The following is a 19483-nucleotide window of genomic DNA, read 5'->3' on the forward strand; positions in this document are numbered from 1 at the left end:
CGTATTATGAGAGAAAATGACATGTTAGAAAAAGAAGAGATTTTTTCTAAAGTATTACGAGCAGGAAGAAGAACTTATTTCTTTGATGTGAGAGCTACAAAAGCTGACGATTACTACATCACGATTACCGAAAGTAAAAAATTCACCGAAGAAGATGGTTCTTTTCATTTTAAAAAACACAAAATTTACTTGTACAAAGAAGATTTTAGTGCATTTGCTGAAATACTAGAAGAAATGACTTCATACGTCTTGAACCACAAAGGCGAAGAAGTAATCTCTGAAAGACACCAAAAAGATTTTAAAAAAGAATACAGTTCTGATAAAGCTGAAACACAAAGATCTAGCTTTACCGATATTGATTTTGACGATATTTAGTCTCCAGATAACTTTTTAAAAAAGTACGAGTCCAATTTGTATAGCATTTTGGACTTTTTTTATATATTTAAATTCTATAATTTTAATCGAACTTTATAACTGAATCGCCATTGGATTCAGCTAAATTGGCAATTATGAAAAAATTACTTTTCCTTCTAAGCTTTATTATTTTTAGTGTTTCAGCATTTGCACAAAAACTGGAATATGAAACAAAATCAAACATTCAATATTACAATGCTGCAGCAAACAAATCAGATAGTTACATTAACGAAAGATGTGTTTTAGATATTTATTATCCAAAAAACAGCAAGAATTTTGCAACAATTGTATGGTTTCACGGCGGCGGATTAACTGGCGGAAACAAAGAAATTCCTGAAGCATTAAAAAATAAAGGGTTTGCTATTATTGGCGTTAATTACAGGCTTTCGCCGAAAGTAAAAGCAGAAAAAGCTATTGAAGATGCTGCAGCTGCTGTAGCATGGGCTTTTAATAATATAAACAATTATGGTGGTGATTCCTCTCAGATTTTTGTCTCAGGGCATTCAGCTGGAGGTTATTTGGGCATGATGATTGGTTTGGACAAAAAATGGCTTCAAAAAGAAGGAATTGATGCCAATAAAATTGCTGGATTAATTCCGTTTAGCGGGCAATGTATTACGCATTTTGAAATTAGGAGAGAAAATGGAATTCCAGATACAACACCTACAATTGATGCTTATGCACCACTTTTTTATGTTCGCGCTGATGCGCCGCCATTATTATTAATTACCGGCGACCGTGAATTAGAAATGTTAGGCCGATATGAAGAAAACGCATACATGGCACGCATGATGAAACTAAAAGGTCATAAACAAACCAAACTTTATGAATTAGACGGTTACGGACACGGAATGACGGAACCTGGTTTTCCACTTCTTGTTAATGAAGTAAACCGCATTTTAAAAGAAAAGCAAAACAAAAAATAAACGAAATAAAATCCACGGCAATGGAGACACAACTATTAATTTTACCAGGACTTGGAGATTCTGGAGAAAAACACTGGCAAACTTTTTGGCACGAAAAATTCAAAAATTCGATTCGAATTGTACAAGATAATTGGGACGAACCAGTTCGTGAAGATTGGATTGCACGTTTGAATGAAGAAACTTCAAAACTAGAGAATCCAACAATTTTAGTTGCGCATAGTCTTGCCGTTTCTTTGGTATTGCATTGGGCAGAAAATAATTCGAATAAAAATATAATCGGTGCTTTATTGGTAGCGCCTGCCGATGTTGATTCGCCAGAACATACGCCCGATATTATTAGAAATTTTTCGCCAATGCCAATTTACAAACTACCATTTCCGTCAATTGTAGTTGCCAGCGAAAATGATCCTTATGCCTCTTTCGAAAGAAAAAAATATTTTGCAGAAAAATGGGGAAGTGATTTTGTAAACGTTGGACAACAAGGCCACATTAACTCTGATTCGGATTTAAAATATTGGGAAGAAGGGCAAGCAATATTACAACAGTTAATTGAAAAAATTAACGCCTAATTCCTTTCAACACATAGAAACATAGATTTAAAACCTAAAAAAAGACAACAAAAAAGAAACTCGTTTCTTCACACATAGCTATGTGTATTTAAACAAATGAAATGCCTTCTTTTAAGTTTTTTGAGCTATGTTTCTATGTGTTTAATAAAAATCTACCCAATCCTAAGTCCATTAGGGATCTTAAAATCCGGAGCTAGTAAAATAACATCTCCCTCCTCGCCTACAGCGCCAAGAACCAGACATTCACTCATAAATTTCCCGATTTGTTTTTTCGGAAAATTTACAACCGCAACGATTTGCCTGTTTACCAAATCTTCTTTTTTATAACGTTTTGTAATTTGTGCCGATGATCTTCGGATTCCAATTTCGGAACCAAAATCTATTGTTAATTGAAAAGCTGGCTTTCTTGCCTCAGGAAAATCATTTACCTCAACAATAGTTCCAACACGCATATCAGTTCTTTCAAATTCATTCCAGGTTAAATCCATTTTGTCTTTTATCTAGTTTATTTACAAACCTATAATTTTGTAATGAATTGCACTAATTCTATAATTAGTTTTTCCTCTATCCTTTTAATTTTAACTATTCGTTTTTTTACTAATATTTAAAATATACAAAATGGAAAATAGTGCAATAACTCCTGGGATTTCTCTTAAAGATTTTGATTATGAGGTTAATAAATCAAATAGCGATAAATATATTGAAACTGCAAAAGATGTAAAACTTTATGTAAAAGATTACGGAAAAGGAAAACCAGTAATTTTGATTCACGGCTGGCCACTTTCAAACGAAATGTGGGAATATCAGACAGAATTTCTAGTCCAAAATAATTACAGAGTAATTGCTTATGACCGTCGTGGTTTTGGTAAATCATCGCAGCCTTGGGAGGGTTACGATTATGATACTTTGACTGATGATTTAAACGAAATTATCGAACAATTACAATTGGAAGATGTAACTTTAGTAGGCTTTTCTATGGGAGGCGGCGAAGTTGTTCGTTATTTTAGCCGATATCAGGGAAAAAGCGTTACCAAAGCGGTTCTAATTTCGTCTATTATTCCATTTTTAGCAAAAACAGAAGATAATCCTGAAGGTCGTCCGAAAGAAAAAAGCGAAGCAACTGCAGCTTCAATAAAAGAAGACAGAATTGGTTTTCTGGATAATTTTAGCAAAATCTTTTTTGGTGTAAACATCATCAATAAACCTTTAAGCACGCCTTTATTAGAATATTACAGAAATTTATGTTCTGTAGCTTCACCAAGAGCAACTTTGCAATGTGCAGAATCTTTAAATACAACTGATTTTAGAGATGAACTTCACACTATTAAAGTTCCAACTTTAATAATTCACGGAACCGATGATAAAAATGTTCCTATTGAAATCAGTTCAGAAAAAACAGCCAAAGCAATCGAAAACAATACTTTCATTACCTATGAAGGAGCGCCACACGGCTTATTTTATACCGAAAAAGACAGATTGAACAAAGACTTACTTGAATTTCTGAATTCATAAATAAATTTTGCCACTCCCGATAGTTATCTAGAGTGGCAAAAAAAATACTATTGCTGCAATATTAAATGGAAATAAACATTTAAAAAAGTTTCTTATCTTTGCAAAACAAGCAATAAATACTCATTGTGAACACTATACAATTATTTACAGTTTCGGCTTCCCTGTTTTCTTCTACAAGAAAACCGCTTTCTGCTGTATTTATTTCACATAGTAAGGCCTTTATTAATTAGGCCTCCGTCTATTTCATTTCTTCTTTCAGGCGGAGGATTTACATCATTTTAAAACATCTATTTTATTTGACAAAAACAATTTTGGTCAGATATTTTTTTGTTTTCCCACATTTAAAGCATTTCAAAAATTTAACCTCAAGCAAGGTTATGAAAAAACTCAGTCTTTAATTTATAAAAGAAGAAAAATCATTCAAAAAAAACAAAACAATAAATTCAAACAGATATGAAACCAACACCCACTTTTAGTAAATCAGAATATAACTTTTTAAGAGAATTAATTTTAAAAAGCAAAAACGCAACCAATACTAAAGAAGCAAATCAGCTATCGCAGGAATTAGATCGCGCTGTCATCAGTAAAGAAAGTGATTTAGACCCGTCGATTATCAGAATCAATTCTTTTGTAACTATTGAAGATGTTAAAGCTCAAAAACAAATGAAAATACAAATTGTTTTACCATCGTCTGCTGATTTAAAACAATCTAAAATTTCGATTCTTGCGCCTTTGAGTGTTGCTATTATTGGTTTTAAAGAAAATGATCAGGTTGACTGGGAATTGCCTGCCGGAATCAAAACTTTAAAAATAATTGCCGTTGACAATTCAGAAGTACATACTTCATAATTTTTTGAACACCTCATTTTTATGAAGGTGTTTTTTTATATCTGTCTGAAAACAAAAAAACTATTCAATTCTGAATAGTTTTTTTATTTGTTTAACCGCAAATTATTACAATTGCGAGTGAATATAATTTGTTATCGAAGCCATATTAGTATCATCTAATTTTGCTTTTTTCTGCATGCGAACCAAAATTGGCTGCCATTCTTCTTTCGTAAATTTCGTTGGTTCATACAACTTGTGGCATTTTGCACAGCTGTTTTCATATAAGCTTTTCCCTGCTGCAAGTTCAGGAGTCAATTCCTTTGCTTTTGCAGTTTCTGTAACCGCTGGTACAGCTGGAGGAGTTGCAGGCGCTTTTTTTGTACCGCATGATGCTACAAATAATGCTATAGCGGCTAAAGTTAAAATTTTTGATTTCATCGCTCTTGGTTTTGTTTTATTTGAAGTAAATATAAAAAAATCCCATATGCCGTAGCATATGGGATTGTTATTTAAAACAATACTAAATTGCTTTGAAATTCTTATTTAACGTCCATTAATTCAAGGTCAAAAACCAAAGTTGCGTTTGGTGGAATTACTCCTCCTGCACCAGATGGTCCGTATGCTAAATCAGATGGAATTACAAAACGAGCTTTGTCTCCAACTTGCAATAAAGCGATACCTTCGTCCCATCCTTCGATAACTTGTCCAATTCCTAATTTGAATTCGATTGGTTTTTTTCTTGGGTAAGAAGAATCAAAAACTTTTCCGTTTTCTAAAGAACCTTCGTAGTGAACAGAAACTGTTTTTCCTGCTTCAGCTCTTTTTCCTTCACCTTTTTGAATCATTTTATAACGTAAACCGCTTTCAGTTCTATCAAAACCAGCAGCTAATTGTTCCATTTTTGCTTCAGATTCTGCTTTTAAAGCTGCTTCTCTTTTCATACGAGCACCTTTCAAAGAAATGAAAGCTTCAATTGCGTTCCATTTTTCAGCTTCTTCACCAACTCTAATAATTTCTAAAGTTTCAAGAGCATCACCTTGAGCTACAGCATCAACTATATCTTGTCCTTCAACAACATGTCCAAAAACAGTGTGTTTTCCGTCTAACCAAGGAGTTGGAACGTGCGTGATGAAAAATTGAGAACCATTAGTTCCAGGGCCTGAGTTTGCCATAGACAAAACTCCCGGACGATCGTGTTTTAAACTTGGAATGAATTCATCATCAAATTTATATCCAGGATCTCCAGTTCCAGTTCCTTTAGGACATCCTCCCTGAATCATAAAATCAGCAATTACTCTGTGAAAGTTTAATCCGTCATAGAATTTTTGTCCTTGAGGTTTCACTTTATTTTCCATATTTCCTTCTGCAAGAGCTACAAAGTTTCCTACAGTTCCTGGTGTCAAATCGTGTGTCAATTTTACTAAAATCGAACCTTTGCTAGTATTGAATTTAGCGTATATTCCGTTTTCCATTGTTGTATTTTTTTTTATTCGAATGCAAATTTACAAATTAATTATTTATCAATTTGTCTTTCTATTTTTAGATTTATAAGTAAGTCCGTAAACTGTAAATGCCAATGCTGATAAGCCAACGCAACCAATAGCAACTGCATGCCATCCGCCCAGTTTCCAAAGCAATAATCCATATGCAGATCCAGCAGCGGTTCCTAAAAAGCTAAACGACATAAAAACTGTATTTAGTCTGTTTCTGGCTTCTGGCAATAAGGAATAAACTCGGGTTTGATTTGAAATGTGAACACCTTGAATTCCTATATCAATAAATACAATTCCAATCGCAATTCCGATTACGCTTTCTATCGAAAAATAAAAAATTAAAAAGCTTATCAAAATCAATAAACATCCGTAACCAACAGCAATTCTAGAATTTCCTTTGTCTCCGATTTTACCAACCAAAGGCGCTGCCAAAGCTCCAGAAGCGCCCACAATTCCGAATAAACCAATAGTGGCACTATTAAAATCAAACGGTTTACCCGAAAGCAACAAAACCATAGTTGTCCAGAAAGCGCCAAATTGAGCAAAACTGAAAACATTGATTGCTGTAGCCTCACGCAAAACTGGCTGTGTTTTTATTAGTGTAAATAAGGACTGAATCAATTGCCCATAAGTTCCTTGAAACTGTGGTTTATTAACTGGAAATTTATTTTGGATCACAAAAAAGATTAAAAGACAAATTCCTGCGGCAATGTAAAACATCGATCTCCAGCCTAAAACCTGGCCAATAAGTCCGCTTAAAGTTCTGGAAAGCAAAATACCAACCAATAAACCGCTCATAATTGTTCCAATAACTTTTCCGCGTTGTTCTGGCGTACTTAATGACGCTGCCAAAGGCAAAATAAGTTGTGGCACAATCGATGTGATTCCGATTAATAAAGAAGCAATTTGTAAAATGAGAAAACTTTTGGCTGTTGCAGCAATCAAAAGTGCGATTACCGAAGCAAAAGTGGTTATTAAAATTTGTTTTTTACGTTCTAATTTGTCGCCAAGAGGCACCATAAAAAAGAGACCAATTGCGTAACCTGCCTGCGTAAGATACGTTATTGTTCCGGCGCTGGCTTCGGGAATTTTAAATTCGTTGGCAATTAAAACAATCAAAGGCTGGCAGTAATAAAGATTTGCAACTATAAGACCAGTGCAAACTGCCATAAACAGTACATTAGTTTTTGATAAATTCATGATGCAAAAATACCAATCTAATCTTTAGCAAAACTTTAAAAAATCTATAAATTTTTCAAATTCAAGTTAAGATCAGGATATTTTTGCACCAATTTCATTGATTTTTAAGATTTTAAAAAATCCTCACGAACCGGACTAAAAACATCGGTAAGCATTCCTGTTTCAAGGCAAACAACGCCATGAACAGCGTGAGGCGGAATATAAAAACTATCTCCTTCTTTTAAAGTCTGAGTTACGCCGCTGATTGTTACATCAAATTTTCCGCTTGCGATATACGTAACCTGCGAATGATAATGATCGTGTAAAACGCCAATTCCGCCCTTTTCAAAATGAACATTTACAAGCATAATTCGGTCATCAAAAGCCAAAATTTTGCGTTTAATTCCTTCTCCGACTACTTCCCATTCGATTTCGTCTCCTTTTATAAATTCTTTGCTGGTTGTCATTTTATTTATTTTTTAATTTTTTCAATATCTTTTTTCATTAATTCTAATCCCTCTGCCAAGTTATTTTCTTTAAAATACTTTTCCAATTCTTTCAGCCTTTTTACATTATCATATTTAAACCCCGAATTTAGTTTTCTTTGGCAAAGCGAACACAATCGAAGCGAATGTTCATCTGTTTCAGACAAACTATTTGTACCATTCATTACACAATCGGCCTCAATACAATGATGCAGGCCAAACATATGTCCAATTTCATGCGAACAAATTTTAAGTAATCGTTCTAAACATAAACTAAAATCTGCTCCTTCCATTTTTTTGTCATACAGTCTATGAATCGAACTTACTGCGATTTTATCCCTATAAGATGCAAGCCCAAAAACATAATTCCATTCTGGTTTTGGATACAAATCCTTTTCCGTTATCGCCATTAATGCGATTCCTTTTTCATATTTTTCTTTCTTTAAAACGCTGTCTAAAATATATCCTGCTAAAAATTGTTCTTGGCCAAGATCACCACTTCTTCTAACATTTTTTGGAATAATATCATTTGAAACCTCTTTTAAAACCTTTGTCTTCAACTGAAAAAATATTTCTAAATATTGACGAACCAATTCAATTTGTTTGACTTGCAATTCGTCGAATTTCCCGATTGGCTGCAAATAAATTATATCTTCTTCTTTTGTTGGCACAACATGTTTTGTATTCATAAATTGCTCAAAACTCTGTCCTTTTTCTGGATGAGAATAAAGCCAATCACCAAAAACCGGCGTACGAAGTTTTACATCATTAACTTTAATTTCTGCAAAATAGGGATTTGGAGGTAAATTCAATTCCGGGTTTACCTGTGAATTTTCTTTTTTATTTGATTGACATGAACAAAGAATTGCAACTATCAGAAAAAGAAGTTTCTTCATAAATTAAATTAGATTTTTTGAAATGAAATCACAGCTCGTTTTTATAGATTCAAAAGAATTTGGCACATAATTATTTTCTTGTTCTACAAAAAAATGAAGCATTCCAGATTGTTTTGCTTCTTTGAATAAAGGTTTAAAATCGATTAATCCTGAGCCAATTTCAGTATTCAATGCCTGATTTACTTTGTCCATATCTTTTACGTGCCACATTTTAAAACGACCTGGATTTTCTTTAAACAACTTTAAAGCATCATTTCCAGATCGTGCGACCCAATATAAATCCAATTCAAAATAAACTAAATCTTTATCGGTTTCATTCAACAAGATTTCATAACCTGTAACGCCGTCATGTTTCTGAAATTCAAAATCGTGATTATGATACGCTAATTTCAAACCCGCTTTTTTACACATTTTGGCAGCTTCATTTAAACGTGAAGCTATTATTTTATAATTTTCGATGCTTTTTCTAAAATGCTCCTCAACCCACGGAACAGTCAAAAATTCATTTTTTAAGATTTTTGCTGCTTCAATTGCCGCGATAAGTTCAACAGTATTTCCATCGTATAAAAAGCTTCCTAAATTATAATGCCCACTTACAGCCTTTAGATTATTATCATCCAAAATCTTCTTCAATTCTTTTGGTGATAATCCCCAAAACTGGTCTTTTATAGAAAAGCCATACGTTTCAACGGTTGTATAGCCTGCTTTTGCGACTTTCTCTAAAGTTGATTTTACATCTTTAGGAAGTTCGTCACGCAACGTATATAACTGTAATCCAATTTCTTTTTTATTCATAGTAAAAGCTAATGATGGCGCAGCTAAAACTGCAGCTGCAGCTAAGCTTGTGTTTATAATAAAGTTTCTTCTTGTTGTCATTTTTATCTTGAAAAAGTCTAAAAGTAAAACTAGTCTTTTTATTTGAACGCTGTACAACTCAATTTAAAAATTGATTTTCAAAATTCGTTATAAAGCTTTCAAGAGCCTTTTCGGTTTCAGGATTTGTAACTTTTCCTTCGTTATCTATCTTTCCGCGAATGCCTTGTATTAAAAGTTGTGAGGCATCGTCAAATTTCGCTTCAAGTGTTTTCATTACTAGTAAAAGTTGTTCGTGACCCATTTCTCCTGAAGCCGACGCAGTAATAAGTCCTGACTTTTTTCCAGAAAAAACAGTGGTCGAAACACACCATTCTAAAGCATTTTTTAAAGTTCCGGGCAAACTGAAAACATACTCCGGCGTGCAAATTAAGACACCATCAGCCTGAGCAATTTTATTTCTGAATTGAATAACTTTTTCTGGCGGGATTTCCTGATCTAAATCAGGATTAAAATGTGGTAATTGATCTAATTCTTCAAAAATTTCAACTTCAAATTCTTCTTTTATATTTTCAGAAATATGTTTTAGAATTTTAAAATTGCTGGAGTTTTTTCGTGTACTCCCGTTTATGGCGAAGATTTTTATTTTTTGAGAAGGCATTTTCAGATTAAAAAACTTTAAATTAATTCTTTAAAAATAAACTTTTCATCATAATCAACTTCAAACTTTTCAAGAAAATTAATATACTCTTCTTTGAATGTTTTCTTTTTATGATGTTGTTCTTGATTTTGAATGTAATCTATAACAGCATTCAACTGAGATTTACTGTATGAAAATGCTCCATATCCTTCTTGCCATTCAAAATGAGCGTTTATAAATTTATTTTCATTTATCCACTTTGATGAATTTTGTTTTACACTTTTCATTAATTCTGATATAGATTGTGCAGGTCTTATTCCAATTAAAATATGAATATGATCTGAAACTCCATTTATCGCTAGCAGCTTATGATTATTGTTTTTAATAATCCCTGAAATATATTTGTACAATTCATCTTTCCAATTTTTCTGTATGATTGCATTTCTATATTTTACAGCGAAAATAAAATGAATATGAATTTGCGTATATGTGTTTGCCATTATTATATAGTCCCTACGGGACATCAATTCTTGATTAATTTTCTTTTTCTACCCATATTTTATTCCTAACGGAATAAATATAATTTCGTAAAATTATCAAAAAATAAAGAATTTTCCTTCTTTTCTTATATTAACCTTTTGAAGTATAATTGTGCTTTAAATATAACTAGAAGAGCTTGAATCTATATTCTGTTAGGAATAAAATATAGGTAGAAAAAAATATATAATTGACGACAAAGGAATTTGTCCTTCTAGGAAATATATTAATTGTGAGGATATACATTCTAAAACAAAATTCTCATAGTTCCGCTAGGAACTAAATATTGGTAGAAAAAAATTAACGCCGTAAAATTTGTCCCATAGGGACTACATTTATTTAACCGTCAACAAACTCATTCCCGCTAATTTATCAGAATCAATAGATTGAGGAGAATAATTTTGTTTTTCATTTCTAAAAGAAGTTATTTTTCCCGTTTTGTCTACATACATATAAGTATAATTCCAGTGCAGCGGACCAGCAATTCTGGAATCTTCATTTTCTCCTTTTTCATAAACCTGATCTGCATAAACCAGAATTTCGCCATCTGCAGCATTATCAAAAGTCCTCACTGGAGTTCCCCAACTTTTCATAAGACTTTGTTTAGTCATTCCAATCCATTTATCTCCAGTATTTTTGGAACTTGCGCATGCACATAATGTCATTACAGCAAAACATAAAATTATATTTTTCATTAGATCAAGTTTTAGATTTAAGGCAATAATTCTGTAAGTAAAAAACTATGTAATACTAATTAAAATTAAGAAAAACAAATTACATAAAAACTTTTTAATGTTATATAATTATTATTTATCCACTTGATAAACAATAGCTTAAATACAAAAATACAATATCCCAAATCACAACATTTCACTGAAACTAAGTGGTTCTTTTTTTGAATTCCTATTTTTAAAATTTCTCCATATTTACTTTGTATCTTTGCACCCAAACTTTTGAAAAAGAGAAATGCGAATTGATATTATCACACTTTTACCTGAATTATTAAGAAGCCCGTTTGAGGCTTCTATTATGAAACGTGCTATTGACAAAGGTTTAGTCGAAGTACATTTTCACAATCTTCGTGATTATAGCACCAACAGACAAAAAAGTGTTGATGATTATCCTTTTGGAGGCGGTGCAGGAATGGTAATGACGATTCAGCCAATTGACGACTGTATTACACACTTGAAAAGTCAGCGTGAATATGACGAAATCATATATATGTCACCTGACGGAGAAACATTGAATCAAAAAATGGCCAATACAATGTCGATGTATGAAAACATTATTATTTTATGCGGACATTATAAAGGTGTTGACCAAAGAGTCAGAGATCATTTTATTACCAAAGAAATTTCGATTGGTGATTATGTATTATCTGGCGGAGAATTAGGCGCTATCGTTTTATCTGACGCATTAATTAGATTAATTCCTGGTGTTTTAAGTGATGAAACTTCTGCTTTGACCGATAGTTTTCAGGATAATTTGCTTTCAGGACCAATATATACAAGACCCGCAGATTATAAAGGATGGAAAGTTCCGGAAGTACTAACCAGCGGCCACGCAGCCAAAATTGACAAATGGCGCGAAGACAAGGCTTTTGAACATACTAAAAACAGACGCCCAGATTTGCTTGAAGGGCATTAATTTCTGTTTCAAGTTTCAGGTTTCAGGTTTCAAGTTTCAGGCCAATTCACAAAGCAAAAACCTGAAATAAAAACACTTTAAACAACTTTTTTTCAGCAACTTAAAATAATTTACAATTTACAATTTATAATTCATAATTATTTTTTACATTTGCACCCGAATTTGACCAACCTCTGGCGAGATCCGTGAATGTTGCTCGATATAAAACTATAATAATAAAATTATCATGGCAGATTTATTAAAATTCGTTCAAAACGAATTCGTTGCTAAAAAAGATTTCCCTGTTTTCGGAGCTGGAGACACTATCACAGTTTTCTACGAAATTAAAGAGGGTGAAAAAACTAGAACTCAGTTTTTCAAAGGAGTTGTAATCCAAAGAAGAGGTTCTGGTAACACAGAAACTTTTACAATCCGTAAAATGTCTGGAGCTATTGGAGTTGAGCGTATCTTCCCAGTAAACTTACCAGCTTTACAAAAAATTGAAATCAACAAGAAAGGTGCTGTACGTAGAGCTAGAATTTTCTACTTCAGAGAACTTACTGGTAAAAAAGCTAAGATTAAAGATAAAAGAAGATAATCATTTATCAATCTGTTATAAAAAACTCGTTTCATATTACTTGAAACGAGTTTTTTTTATGTCTTCTTTTGAACCAATATCAAAACTGTAATTTTTTAATATCAAAATCATCGATTTGACAATTTAACAAGCACGAAATAACAATCTGATAATTCATCCATTTCTAAACAAAACTACACCGATTTCGGACTGTTTTTATTATATTTGCTCCGCTCGTTTTGAGCCGACTATACTTTTCATATCGTCATCTCGTGACGACACGATTATAAAAAAAAAAAAAAATGACACAGAATTCAAAAATTTTTTACACCTTAACTGATGAGGCGCCATTATTAGCGACTTATTCTTTGTTACCAATTGTGCAGGCGTTTACTTCAACAGCAGGTATCGCTATTGAAACCAGAGACATCTCTTTAGCAGGAAGAATTTTATCAAACTTTCCTGAATCATTAACAGATGCTCAAAAAACCGGAGATGCTTTATCTGAACTTGGCCAACTAGCTACAAAACCTGAAGCTAACATCATCAAATTGCCAAACGTTTCTGCATCTGTTCCTCAATTAAAAGCAGCTATTGCTGAATTACAATCTCACGGATATAATGTTCCTAATTTCCCTGAAGATCCTCAAACGGATGCTGAAAAAGAAATTAAAGCAAAATATGCAAAAGTTTTAGGTTCTGCCGTAAACCCAGTTTTACGTGAAGGAAACTCTGATCGTAGAGCTCCAAGAGCCGTTAAAAACTTTGCAAAAGCAAATCCACACTCAATGGGTGCCTGGTCTGCTGATTCAAAAACTAAAGTAGCTTCAATGCCAAACGGTGATTTCTACGGAAGTGAACAATCACTTACTGTTGCAGAAGCTAATGATGTAAAAATCGAATTCGTTGCTAAAGACGGAACTACAACTGTTTTAAAAGCAAGTACTCCGCTAAAAGCAGGAGAAATTATTGATAGTTCAGTTTTAAGTGTAAGCAAATTGAAAGCTTTCGCTGCTGATGTAATTGCTGAAGCTAAAGCGGCAGGAGTTTTACTTTCTGTACACTTAAAAGCTACGATGATGAAAGTTTCTGATCCAATTATCTTTGGCGCTATCGTTGAAGTATATTTTGCAGATGTTTTCAAAAAATACGAATCTTTATTCGCTGAATTAAACATTGATACTAGAAATGGCTTAGGTGATATCTACGCTAAAATTGCTGGAAGACCTGAGCAAGCTGAAGTTGAAGCTGCAATTAATGCTGCTATCGAAAACGGACCAGCTTTAGCAATGGTTAATTCTGATAAAGGAATTACAAACTTACACGTTCCATCTGATGTAATTGTTGATGCTTCTATGCCAGCAATGATTCGTACTTCTGGACAAATGTGGAACAAAGAAGGTAAAGCACAAGATACATTTGCTGTTATTCCAGATCGTTCTTACGCTGGAATTTATACTGCAACAATTGATTTCTGTAAAAAGCACGGTGCTTTTGATCCAAAAACAATGGGAAGTGTTCCAAACGTTGGATTAATGGCGCAGAAAGCGGAAGAATACGGATCTCACGATAAAACTTTCCAATTGAAAGCTGATGGTGTTGTTCGCGTTGTAGATGCAAACGGAAATGTTTTAATGGAACAAAACGTTGAAATAAACGATATTTTCAGAATGTGTCAGGCAAAAGATGCTCCTATTCAGGACTGGGTTAAATTGGCTGTAAACAGAGCTCGTTTATCTAGTACTCCTGCTGTTTTCTGGTTAGACGAAAACAGAGCACACGATAGAGAATTAATCGTAAAAGTTCAAAAATACCTTAAAGACTACGATACTACAAACTTAGATATCCGTATTTTAAACCCAGTTGCTGCTACTGAATTTACTTTAGACAGAATCATCAAAGGTTTAGATACGATCTCTGTAACTGGAAACGTTTTACGTGATTATTTAACAGATTTATTCCCAATTTTAGAGTTAGGAACTTCTGCAAAAATGTTATCTATCGTTCCTTTAATGAACGGTGGTGGATTGTTCGAAACTGGTGCTGGAGGTTCTGCTCCTAAACACGTTGAGCAATTTACAGAAGAAGGATACTTACGTTGGGATTCATTAGGAGAATTTTTAGCTCTTGGTGCTTCATTAGAGCATTTAGGACAAACTTTAGACAACTCTAAAGCGATTGTATTATCTGAAACTTTAGATCAGGCAAACGATAAATTCTTAGCAAATGATAAATCTCCAGCTCGTAAAGTTGGTCAGATTGATAACCGTGGATCTCACTTCTATTTAGCATTCTACTGGGCTCAGGCTTTGGCTGCTCAAAATAAAGATGCAGAATTAAAAGCAATTTTCACTCCAATTGCTGCTGAGTTTGAAGCTAACGAAGCTAAAATCGACGCTGAATTAATTGGTGCTCAAGGAAAACCTCAGAACATTGGTGGATATTATCAACCAACTCCTGAATTAGTAAGCAAAGCAATGCGTCCTAGCGAAACATTCAATGCAATTATTGCTAAAATCAAATAATACAAAAGCATAACTAAATGTGCTTCTGTGAGTAAATAAAAAAAGACAACCCAAAAAGGTTGTCTTTTTTGTTTATCTTAACTAACATTTAACAACCGTTCGGTTTTAATATATTAGTAAGAATTCTTAACTATGTAATCCAAAATCAAAAAAATGATTTCAAGAAAAATTGGCATTTTTATAATTTTCGTTTTAACGGCGTTTACTTCATTTGCTCAGGAAAAATTTACTTTGAGTGGCACTATAAAGGACAATAAAAGCAACGAAACTTTAATTTCTGTCAATATTTACATTCCTTCTTTGAAAATTGGAACCACTACAAACGAATATGGCTTTTATTCGTTGACCATTCCAAAAGGAGAACATCAAATTGAAATTAGTTATATTGGATACCAAACCATTCAGCAAACTGTAATTTTAAATCAAAATACCAAAATGAATTTCAGCCTTAACGAAGGTGAAGGTCAGGAATTACAAGAAGTTGTCATCAAAGAAAACAAAGGCAAAGTCAATATCAAATCCCCGGAAATGAGCACAAACAAGCTCTCTATTGCAACCATCAAAAAAATGCCGGTTGTTTTGGGCGAAGTTGACGTTTTAAAATCTATTTTATTGCTTCCAGGAGTTACAAATGCAGGTGAAGGCGCATCGGGATTTAACGTTCGTGGCGGCGGGGCTGATCAGAATTTAATTTTACTGGATGAAGCGACAATTTTCAATTCTTCTCATGTTTTTGGTTTTTTCTCGGTTTTTAATCCAGATGCGATTAAAGATTTAAAATTATATAAAGGCGGAATTCCAGCGCGTTTTGGAGGAAGAGCTTCTTCAGTTTTGGATATTTATCAGAAAGATGGAAACAGTAAAGATTTTCATTTAAGTGGAGGAATCGGATTGATTTCGAGCCGACTTTTAGCAGAAGGTCCTTTGGTAAAAGACAAAGGTTCTTTTTTAATTGGCGGAAGAGCTTCGTATGCTCATTTATTTCTAAAGCTTTCCGAAGATCAAAAGGACAATTCGGCTTATTTTTATGATTTGAATACCAAATTGAGTTATAAATTAAATGACAATAATAGTTTGTATTTATCAGGATATTTTGGACGCGATGTTTTCAGTTTAAACAAAAGTTTCACGAATATTTACGGAAATTCTACTCTGAATCTTCGTTGGAATCATTTGTATTCTGATAAATTATTTTCAAATCTATCTTTAATTTACAGCGATTATTATTACGGATTAGATCTTGATTTTGTTGGATTTAAATGGGATTCGGGTATCCAAAACTATAATATTAAATACGATTTCAAACATTATATTTCAGATAAATTCAAATTGAGTTACGGCTTAAACGGAATTTATTACAAATTTAATCCCGGAACTATAAAACCAAGCGGACCAGATTCTGGAATTAATCCTGATCAATTGGATAAAAAATATGCTTTTGAACCTTCTATTTATATTGATGCCGAAAATCAGCTTTCAAAGAAAATTACAATTGCATACGGATTACGATACAGTTTGTTTTATCGATTAGGTCCTTCTTCTGTAAATCTTTACGAAAACAACAATCCGGTTCTTTTCAATTCGGATATGCAGATTTATGAAAAAGCAACTCCTATTGGAACAGAATATTATGGCAAAAACAAATCGATTAAAGATTATAATAATCTAGAGCCTCGTTTTTCTGTTTCTTATCAATTAAATGATGATGAAGCATTAAAAGCGAGCTACAATCGAATGGCGCAATATCTTCAATTGATTTCAAATACCTCATCGCCTACTCCGCTTGATGTCTGGATGCCAAGCGATAATTATATCAAACCCCAAATTGCTGATCAGGTGGCGCTCGGATATTTCAGAAATATCAAAAACGGTGCTTATTCCTTAGAAGTCGAAACCTATTATAAAGAAATTCAAAACCGACTTGATTACATTGACGGCGCCGATTTAATTGCAAATAATGCTATTGAACAAGTTATCTTGAACGGGCAAATGCGCGCTTATGGTTTAGAAATCATGGTAAAGAAAAATGAAGGTAAATTTAATGGATGGATTTCATACACTTTATCAAAATCAGAACAGCAAACTCCAGGAAGAACCCCAGAAGAAACCGGAATTAATAACGGACAATGGTACAATTCGGCTTATGACAAAACACACAATTTAGCCATAACTTCAGCTTATAATTTGAATGAAAAATGGTCTTTTGGTGCTAACTTTGCGTTACAATCCGGAATGCCAGTTACTTATCCGAATGGGCAATATGAATATTTAGGAATCACAGTTCCAAGCTACGGTCTTCGAAACGAAAATCGCTTGCCAGCGTATCATCATTTAGATGTTTCAGCAACTTTGACTCCGAGAAAAAACAAAGATCGAAACTGGAAAGGTGAATGGGTTTTCAGCATTTATAATTTGTATAATCGAAAAAACGCTGCTTCAATAAATTTCCGACAAAATGTAGACACGGGTGACAATGAAGCCGTAAAAACATCTATTTTCGGAATTGTTCCTGCAGTAAGTTACAATTTCAGGTTTTAAATATAACTTTTTGTTAAAAAAATATCATGAAAAAAGTAGTTTTATATCTCATAATTTTTGTTTCCATCTTTGCCACAAGTTGTGAAGAAGTTGTTGATGTCGATTTAGATACCGCTCCTCTAAAATTAGTTATTGAAGCAGCAATAAACTGGCAAAAAGGAACTACTGGCCGACAGCAAACCATAAAATTAACCACCACAACTGGCTATTTTGAAAATGTAATTCCGACAGTTTCTGGCGCGAAAATTTACATAAAAAACAGTGCTAATGAGCAATTTAATTTTAATGAAGTTCCGAAAACCGGCCGTTACATCTGTACTAATTTCAAACCTGTTTTAAATCAGGAATATACTTTGACGGTAATTTCAAACGGACAAACTTATACGGCAACTGAAAAGATGCAATCTGTTGCACCGATAACACATATCGAACAAAATAACGAAGGCGGTTTTACTGGAAAAGACATCGAAATCAAAGCATACTACAATGATCCTGCTGATGCCGATAATTTCTATTTGTATAAATACGTGTATTCAAGTAAAATTAAATCGAACTATTATGTTGATGAAGATAAGTTTTTTCAAGGGAATGAATTTTTCAGTCTTTCCGATGATGACGAATTAAAATCTGGAGACGAAATTGAAATTACCCACTTCGGAATCTCAAAGCAATATTACAATTATATGAGTATCTTAGTAAGCATTGCAGGTACAAACGTTGGCGGACCTTTTCAATCACCTCCTGCAACAGTAAAAGGAAATATCATCAACACAACCAATAAAGAAAATTATCCACTTGGCTATTTTTCACTGAGCGAAACCGATTTAAAAAAATTCACAATAAAACAAACCAACTAAATGGAAGCCCAAATTAAAATTTTAACCGAAAAAAAATTAGTCGGTAAACATATTGTAATGTCGTTTATTGAGAATCATACTTTTCAATTGTGGAATGGTTTTATGCCAAGACGCAAAGAAATCAAAAATACAGTTGACTCGAATTTATATTCACTCGAAGTTTTCCCAAATGGCTATTTTGACAATTTTGACGCCAGTAAAACTTTCCAAAAATGGGCTGCAGTTGAAGTTAAAAATTACTCTGCGATTCCGCCAGAAATGGAAAAATTAATAATTCCGACAGGAATTTATGCCGTTTTTATTCATAAAGGCCCGGCAAGCGAAGGTCACAAAACCTATCATACTATTTTTGCAGAATGGCTTCCTAATTCTGAATATACTGTTGACGACAGACCTCATTTTGCCGTAATGGACGAAAAATACAAAAAAGACGATCCCGATTCTGAAGAAGAAATTTGGATTCCTATAAAAAACAGACCTTAATTAATTATTTCCTATAAATTCAAAATACTATGCTAATTGAAACCCTTAAATCGTTGTTTGAACGAGATTTAAAAAGACTAAAAGTTGAAATCGAATCGTATAAAAACGAAAGCAGAATTTGGGAAATTGACAAAAACATTTCAAACTCGGCTGGAAATCTTTGTTTGCATCTTATTGGAAATATCAACACTTACATTGGGGCAGAAATTGGAAAAACAGGTTATGTTCGAAATCGTCCGTTGGAATTTTCTTTAAAAGACATTCCAAAAACAGAATTGATTCAAAAAATCGACGAAACATTAATTGTTGTAAATAATGCCTTAGATTCTTTAACAGAAAATGATTTAGAAGCCATTTATCCGCAGATTGTTTTCGAAAAAGAAATGACAACCGGATTCTTTTTGGTTCATCTTTCAACGCATTTGGCGTATCATTTAGGACAGATAAATTACCACAGAAGGCTACTTGATTTCTGATTTTAGAATGTAGATTTAGATTTTTACTTCAAAGATTCCAAAAAAATCATAAATCTAAATCTACATTCTAAAATCAGAAATCTAAAATTCTAACCGTACCTTTGCATTA

General features: G+C 33.1%; 22 protein-coding genes. 12 read left to right on the forward strand and 10 right to left on the reverse strand.

Annotation, left to right across the window (positions count from 1 at the left end):
• Positions 1 to 6 precede the first annotated feature (6 nt).
• The 3 genes from GQ47_RS13140 (at position 7) to GQ47_RS13150 (ending at position 1909) form a co-directional block, all read left to right on the forward strand.
• Positions 7 to 375 (forward strand): PUR family DNA/RNA-binding protein, encoded by a 369-nt coding sequence (locus tag GQ47_RS13140; protein WP_026728980.1) that lies wholly within the window; start codon positions 7 to 9, stop codon positions 373 to 375.
• Between the two features lie 134 nt (positions 376 to 509).
• A complete protein-coding gene (locus tag GQ47_RS13145; protein WP_035649463.1) occupies positions 510 to 1340 on the forward strand; it encodes an alpha/beta hydrolase in 831 nt (276 codons plus the stop codon).
• 20 nt (positions 1341 to 1360) lie between these two features.
• Positions 1361 to 1909 (forward strand): RBBP9/YdeN family alpha/beta hydrolase, encoded by a 549-nt coding sequence (locus tag GQ47_RS13150; protein ID WP_035649142.1) that lies wholly within the window; start codon positions 1361 to 1363, stop codon positions 1907 to 1909.
• Between the two features lie 152 nt (positions 1910 to 2061).
• Here GQ47_RS13150 and GQ47_RS13155 read toward each other — a convergent pair whose 3' ends face one another.
• Entirely contained in the window at positions 2062 to 2397 is a 336-nt protein-coding gene (locus GQ47_RS13155; RefSeq protein ID WP_035649143.1) for a tRNA-binding protein, read from the reverse strand.
• Positions 2398 to 2527: 130 nt separating this feature from the next.
• Here GQ47_RS13155 and GQ47_RS13160 point away from each other — a divergent pair, with 130 nt between their 5' ends.
• Together GQ47_RS13160 and GQ47_RS13165 are read left to right on the forward strand one after the other, a co-directional pair.
• A complete protein-coding gene (locus GQ47_RS13160; RefSeq protein ID WP_081909352.1) occupies positions 2528 to 3421 on the forward strand; it encodes an alpha/beta fold hydrolase in 894 nt (297 codons plus the stop codon).
• Positions 3422 to 3874: 453 nt separating this feature from the next.
• Positions 3875 to 4270: a GreA/GreB family elongation factor gene (locus tag GQ47_RS13165; protein WP_035649145.1), complete on the forward strand. Its 396-nt coding sequence runs from the start codon at positions 3875 to 3877 to the stop codon at positions 4268 to 4270.
• A gap of 105 nt (positions 4271 to 4375) precedes the next feature.
• On the opposite strand, the gene GQ47_RS13170 is transcribed toward GQ47_RS13165, so the two are convergent.
• From GQ47_RS13170 to GQ47_RS13210, 9 genes are all read right to left on the reverse strand, one after another.
• Positions 4376 to 4687, reverse strand: coding sequence for a cytochrome c (locus GQ47_RS13170; protein WP_035649147.1), 312 nt, complete (start codon positions 4685 to 4687; stop codon positions 4376 to 4378).
• Positions 4688 to 4788: 101 nt separating this feature from the next.
• Entirely contained in the window at positions 4789 to 5721 is a 933-nt protein-coding gene (locus tag GQ47_RS13175; RefSeq protein ID WP_035649149.1) for a peptidylprolyl isomerase, read from the reverse strand.
• A gap of 48 nt (positions 5722 to 5769) precedes the next feature.
• A complete protein-coding gene (locus GQ47_RS13180) occupies positions 5770 to 6912 on the reverse strand; it encodes an MFS transporter (protein WP_238567982.1) in 1143 nt (380 codons plus the stop codon).
• 134 nt (positions 6913 to 7046) lie between these two features.
• Complete coding sequence (locus tag GQ47_RS13185) at positions 7047 to 7388, reverse strand: cupin domain-containing protein (protein ID WP_035649153.1); 342 nt, start codon at positions 7386 to 7388, stop codon at positions 7047 to 7049.
• A gap of 5 nt (positions 7389 to 7393) precedes the next feature.
• Positions 7394 to 8302 (reverse strand): archaemetzincin family Zn-dependent metalloprotease, encoded by a 909-nt coding sequence (locus GQ47_RS13190; RefSeq protein WP_035649155.1) that lies wholly within the window; start codon positions 8300 to 8302, stop codon positions 7394 to 7396.
• Positions 8303 to 8305: 3 nt separating this feature from the next.
• Positions 8306 to 9178, reverse strand: coding sequence for a sugar phosphate isomerase/epimerase family protein (locus GQ47_RS13195; RefSeq protein WP_035649157.1), 873 nt, complete (start codon positions 9176 to 9178; stop codon positions 8306 to 8308).
• Between the two features lie 58 nt (positions 9179 to 9236).
• Positions 9237 to 9776: an NADPH-dependent FMN reductase gene (locus GQ47_RS13200; protein ID WP_035649160.1), complete on the reverse strand. Its 540-nt coding sequence runs from the start codon at positions 9774 to 9776 to the stop codon at positions 9237 to 9239.
• Between the two features lie 17 nt (positions 9777 to 9793).
• Positions 9794 to 10255: an IS200/IS605 family transposase gene (gene tnpA, locus GQ47_RS13205; protein WP_035649162.1), complete on the reverse strand. Its 462-nt coding sequence runs from the start codon at positions 10253 to 10255 to the stop codon at positions 9794 to 9796.
• 372 nt (positions 10256 to 10627) lie between these two features.
• Positions 10628 to 10987 carry a hypothetical protein gene (locus tag GQ47_RS13210; protein ID WP_035649163.1) on the reverse strand — a complete coding sequence of 120 codons (360 nt, stop codon included), beginning with the start codon at positions 10985 to 10987 and terminating at the stop codon, positions 10628 to 10630.
• Positions 10988 to 11258: 271 nt separating this feature from the next.
• Between GQ47_RS13210 and trmD the strand changes: the two genes are divergently transcribed.
• The 7 genes from trmD (at position 11259) to GQ47_RS13245 (ending at position 19374) form a co-directional block, all read left to right on the forward strand.
• On the forward strand, positions 11259 to 11939 hold the full coding sequence (gene trmD, locus GQ47_RS13215; protein WP_035649164.1) for a tRNA (guanosine(37)-N1)-methyltransferase TrmD: 681 nt from the start codon (positions 11259 to 11261) through the stop codon (positions 11937 to 11939).
• A 226-nt stretch (positions 11940 to 12165) separates the two neighbouring features.
• Complete coding sequence (rplS, locus tag GQ47_RS13220; protein WP_035649165.1) at positions 12166 to 12516, forward strand: 50S ribosomal protein L19; 351 nt, start codon at positions 12166 to 12168, stop codon at positions 12514 to 12516.
• Positions 12517 to 12797: 281 nt separating this feature from the next.
• Positions 12798 to 15020, forward strand: a complete 2223-nt coding sequence (locus GQ47_RS13225; protein WP_035649166.1) for an NADP-dependent isocitrate dehydrogenase — start codon at positions 12798 to 12800, stop codon at positions 15018 to 15020.
• Positions 15021 to 15173: 153 nt separating this feature from the next.
• A complete protein-coding gene (locus GQ47_RS13230; protein WP_035649167.1) occupies positions 15174 to 17558 on the forward strand; it encodes a TonB-dependent receptor in 2385 nt (794 codons plus the stop codon).
• Between the two features lie 26 nt (positions 17559 to 17584).
• Positions 17585 to 18415 carry a DUF4249 family protein gene (locus GQ47_RS13235; protein ID WP_035649168.1) on the forward strand — a complete coding sequence of 277 codons (831 nt, stop codon included), beginning with the start codon at positions 17585 to 17587 and terminating at the stop codon, positions 18413 to 18415.
• Positions 18416 to 18898, forward strand: a complete 483-nt coding sequence (locus GQ47_RS13240) for a GyrI-like domain-containing protein (RefSeq protein ID WP_035649169.1) — start codon at positions 18416 to 18418, stop codon at positions 18896 to 18898. It begins immediately after the preceding gene.
• A gap of 29 nt (positions 18899 to 18927) precedes the next feature.
• Positions 18928 to 19374, forward strand: a complete 447-nt coding sequence (locus GQ47_RS13245; RefSeq protein ID WP_035649170.1) for a DinB family protein — start codon at positions 18928 to 18930, stop codon at positions 19372 to 19374.
• The last annotated feature ends 109 nt before the right edge of the window (positions 19375 to 19483 follow it).

It is taken from the genome of Flavobacterium sp. ASV13 (assembly GCF_000745775.1).
Lineage (GTDB): Bacteria > Bacteroidota > Bacteroidia > Flavobacteriales > Flavobacteriaceae > Flavobacterium.

Excerpts from the sequence above, each read along its gene's own strand:
- GQ47_RS13140 (WP_026728980.1), top strand. The coding sequence starts at position 7 with ATGAGAGAAAATGACATGTTAGAAAAAGAAGAGATTTTTTCTAAAGTA.
- GQ47_RS13170 (WP_035649147.1), bottom strand. The coding sequence starts at position 4,687 with ATGAAATCAAAAATTTTAACTTTAGCCGCTATAGCATTATTTGTAGCA.
- GQ47_RS13165 (WP_035649145.1), top strand. The coding sequence starts at position 3,875 with ATGAAACCAACACCCACTTTTAGTAAATCAGAATATAACTTTTTAAGA.
- GQ47_RS13150 (WP_035649142.1), top strand. The coding sequence starts at position 1,361 with ATGGAGACACAACTATTAATTTTACCAGGACTTGGAGATTCTGGAGAA.
- GQ47_RS13235 (WP_035649168.1), top strand. The coding sequence starts at position 17,585 with ATGAAAAAAGTAGTTTTATATCTCATAATTTTTGTTTCCATCTTTGCC.
- GQ47_RS13160 (WP_081909352.1), top strand. The coding sequence starts at position 2,528 with ATGGAAAATAGTGCAATAACTCCTGGGATTTCTCTTAAAGATTTTGAT.
- trmD (WP_035649164.1), top strand. The coding sequence starts at position 11,259 with ATGCGAATTGATATTATCACACTTTTACCTGAATTATTAAGAAGCCCG.
- GQ47_RS13155 (WP_035649143.1), bottom strand. The coding sequence starts at position 2,397 with ATGGATTTAACCTGGAATGAATTTGAAAGAACTGATATGCGTGTTGGA.
- GQ47_RS13185 (WP_035649153.1), bottom strand. The coding sequence starts at position 7,388 with ATGACAACCAGCAAAGAATTTATAAAAGGAGACGAAATCGAATGGGAA.
- GQ47_RS13230 (WP_035649167.1), top strand. The coding sequence starts at position 15,174 with ATGATTTCAAGAAAAATTGGCATTTTTATAATTTTCGTTTTAACGGCG.
- GQ47_RS13195 (WP_035649157.1), bottom strand. The coding sequence starts at position 9,178 with ATGACAACAAGAAGAAACTTTATTATAAACACAAGCTTAGCTGCAGCT.
- GQ47_RS13225 (WP_035649166.1), top strand. The coding sequence starts at position 12,798 with ATGACACAGAATTCAAAAATTTTTTACACCTTAACTGATGAGGCGCCA.
- GQ47_RS13240 (WP_035649169.1), top strand. The coding sequence starts at position 18,416 with ATGGAAGCCCAAATTAAAATTTTAACCGAAAAAAAATTAGTCGGTAAA.
- GQ47_RS13145 (WP_035649463.1), top strand. The coding sequence starts at position 510 with ATGAAAAAATTACTTTTCCTTCTAAGCTTTATTATTTTTAGTGTTTCA.
- tnpA (WP_035649162.1), bottom strand. The coding sequence starts at position 10,255 with ATGGCAAACACATATACGCAAATTCATATTCATTTTATTTTCGCTGTA.
- GQ47_RS13190 (WP_035649155.1), bottom strand. The coding sequence starts at position 8,302 with ATGAAGAAACTTCTTTTTCTGATAGTTGCAATTCTTTGTTCATGTCAA.
- GQ47_RS13245 (WP_035649170.1), top strand. The coding sequence starts at position 18,928 with ATGCTAATTGAAACCCTTAAATCGTTGTTTGAACGAGATTTAAAAAGA.
- GQ47_RS13180 (WP_238567982.1), bottom strand. The coding sequence starts at position 6,912 with ATGGCAGTTTGCACTGGTCTTATAGTTGCAAATCTTTATTACTGCCAG.
- GQ47_RS13210 (WP_035649163.1), bottom strand. The coding sequence starts at position 10,987 with ATGAAAAATATAATTTTATGTTTTGCTGTAATGACATTATGTGCATGC.
- rplS (WP_035649165.1), top strand. The coding sequence starts at position 12,166 with ATGGCAGATTTATTAAAATTCGTTCAAAACGAATTCGTTGCTAAAAAA.
- GQ47_RS13200 (WP_035649160.1), bottom strand. The coding sequence starts at position 9,776 with ATGCCTTCTCAAAAAATAAAAATCTTCGCCATAAACGGGAGTACACGA.
- GQ47_RS13175 (WP_035649149.1), bottom strand. The coding sequence starts at position 5,721 with ATGGAAAACGGAATATACGCTAAATTCAATACTAGCAAAGGTTCGATT.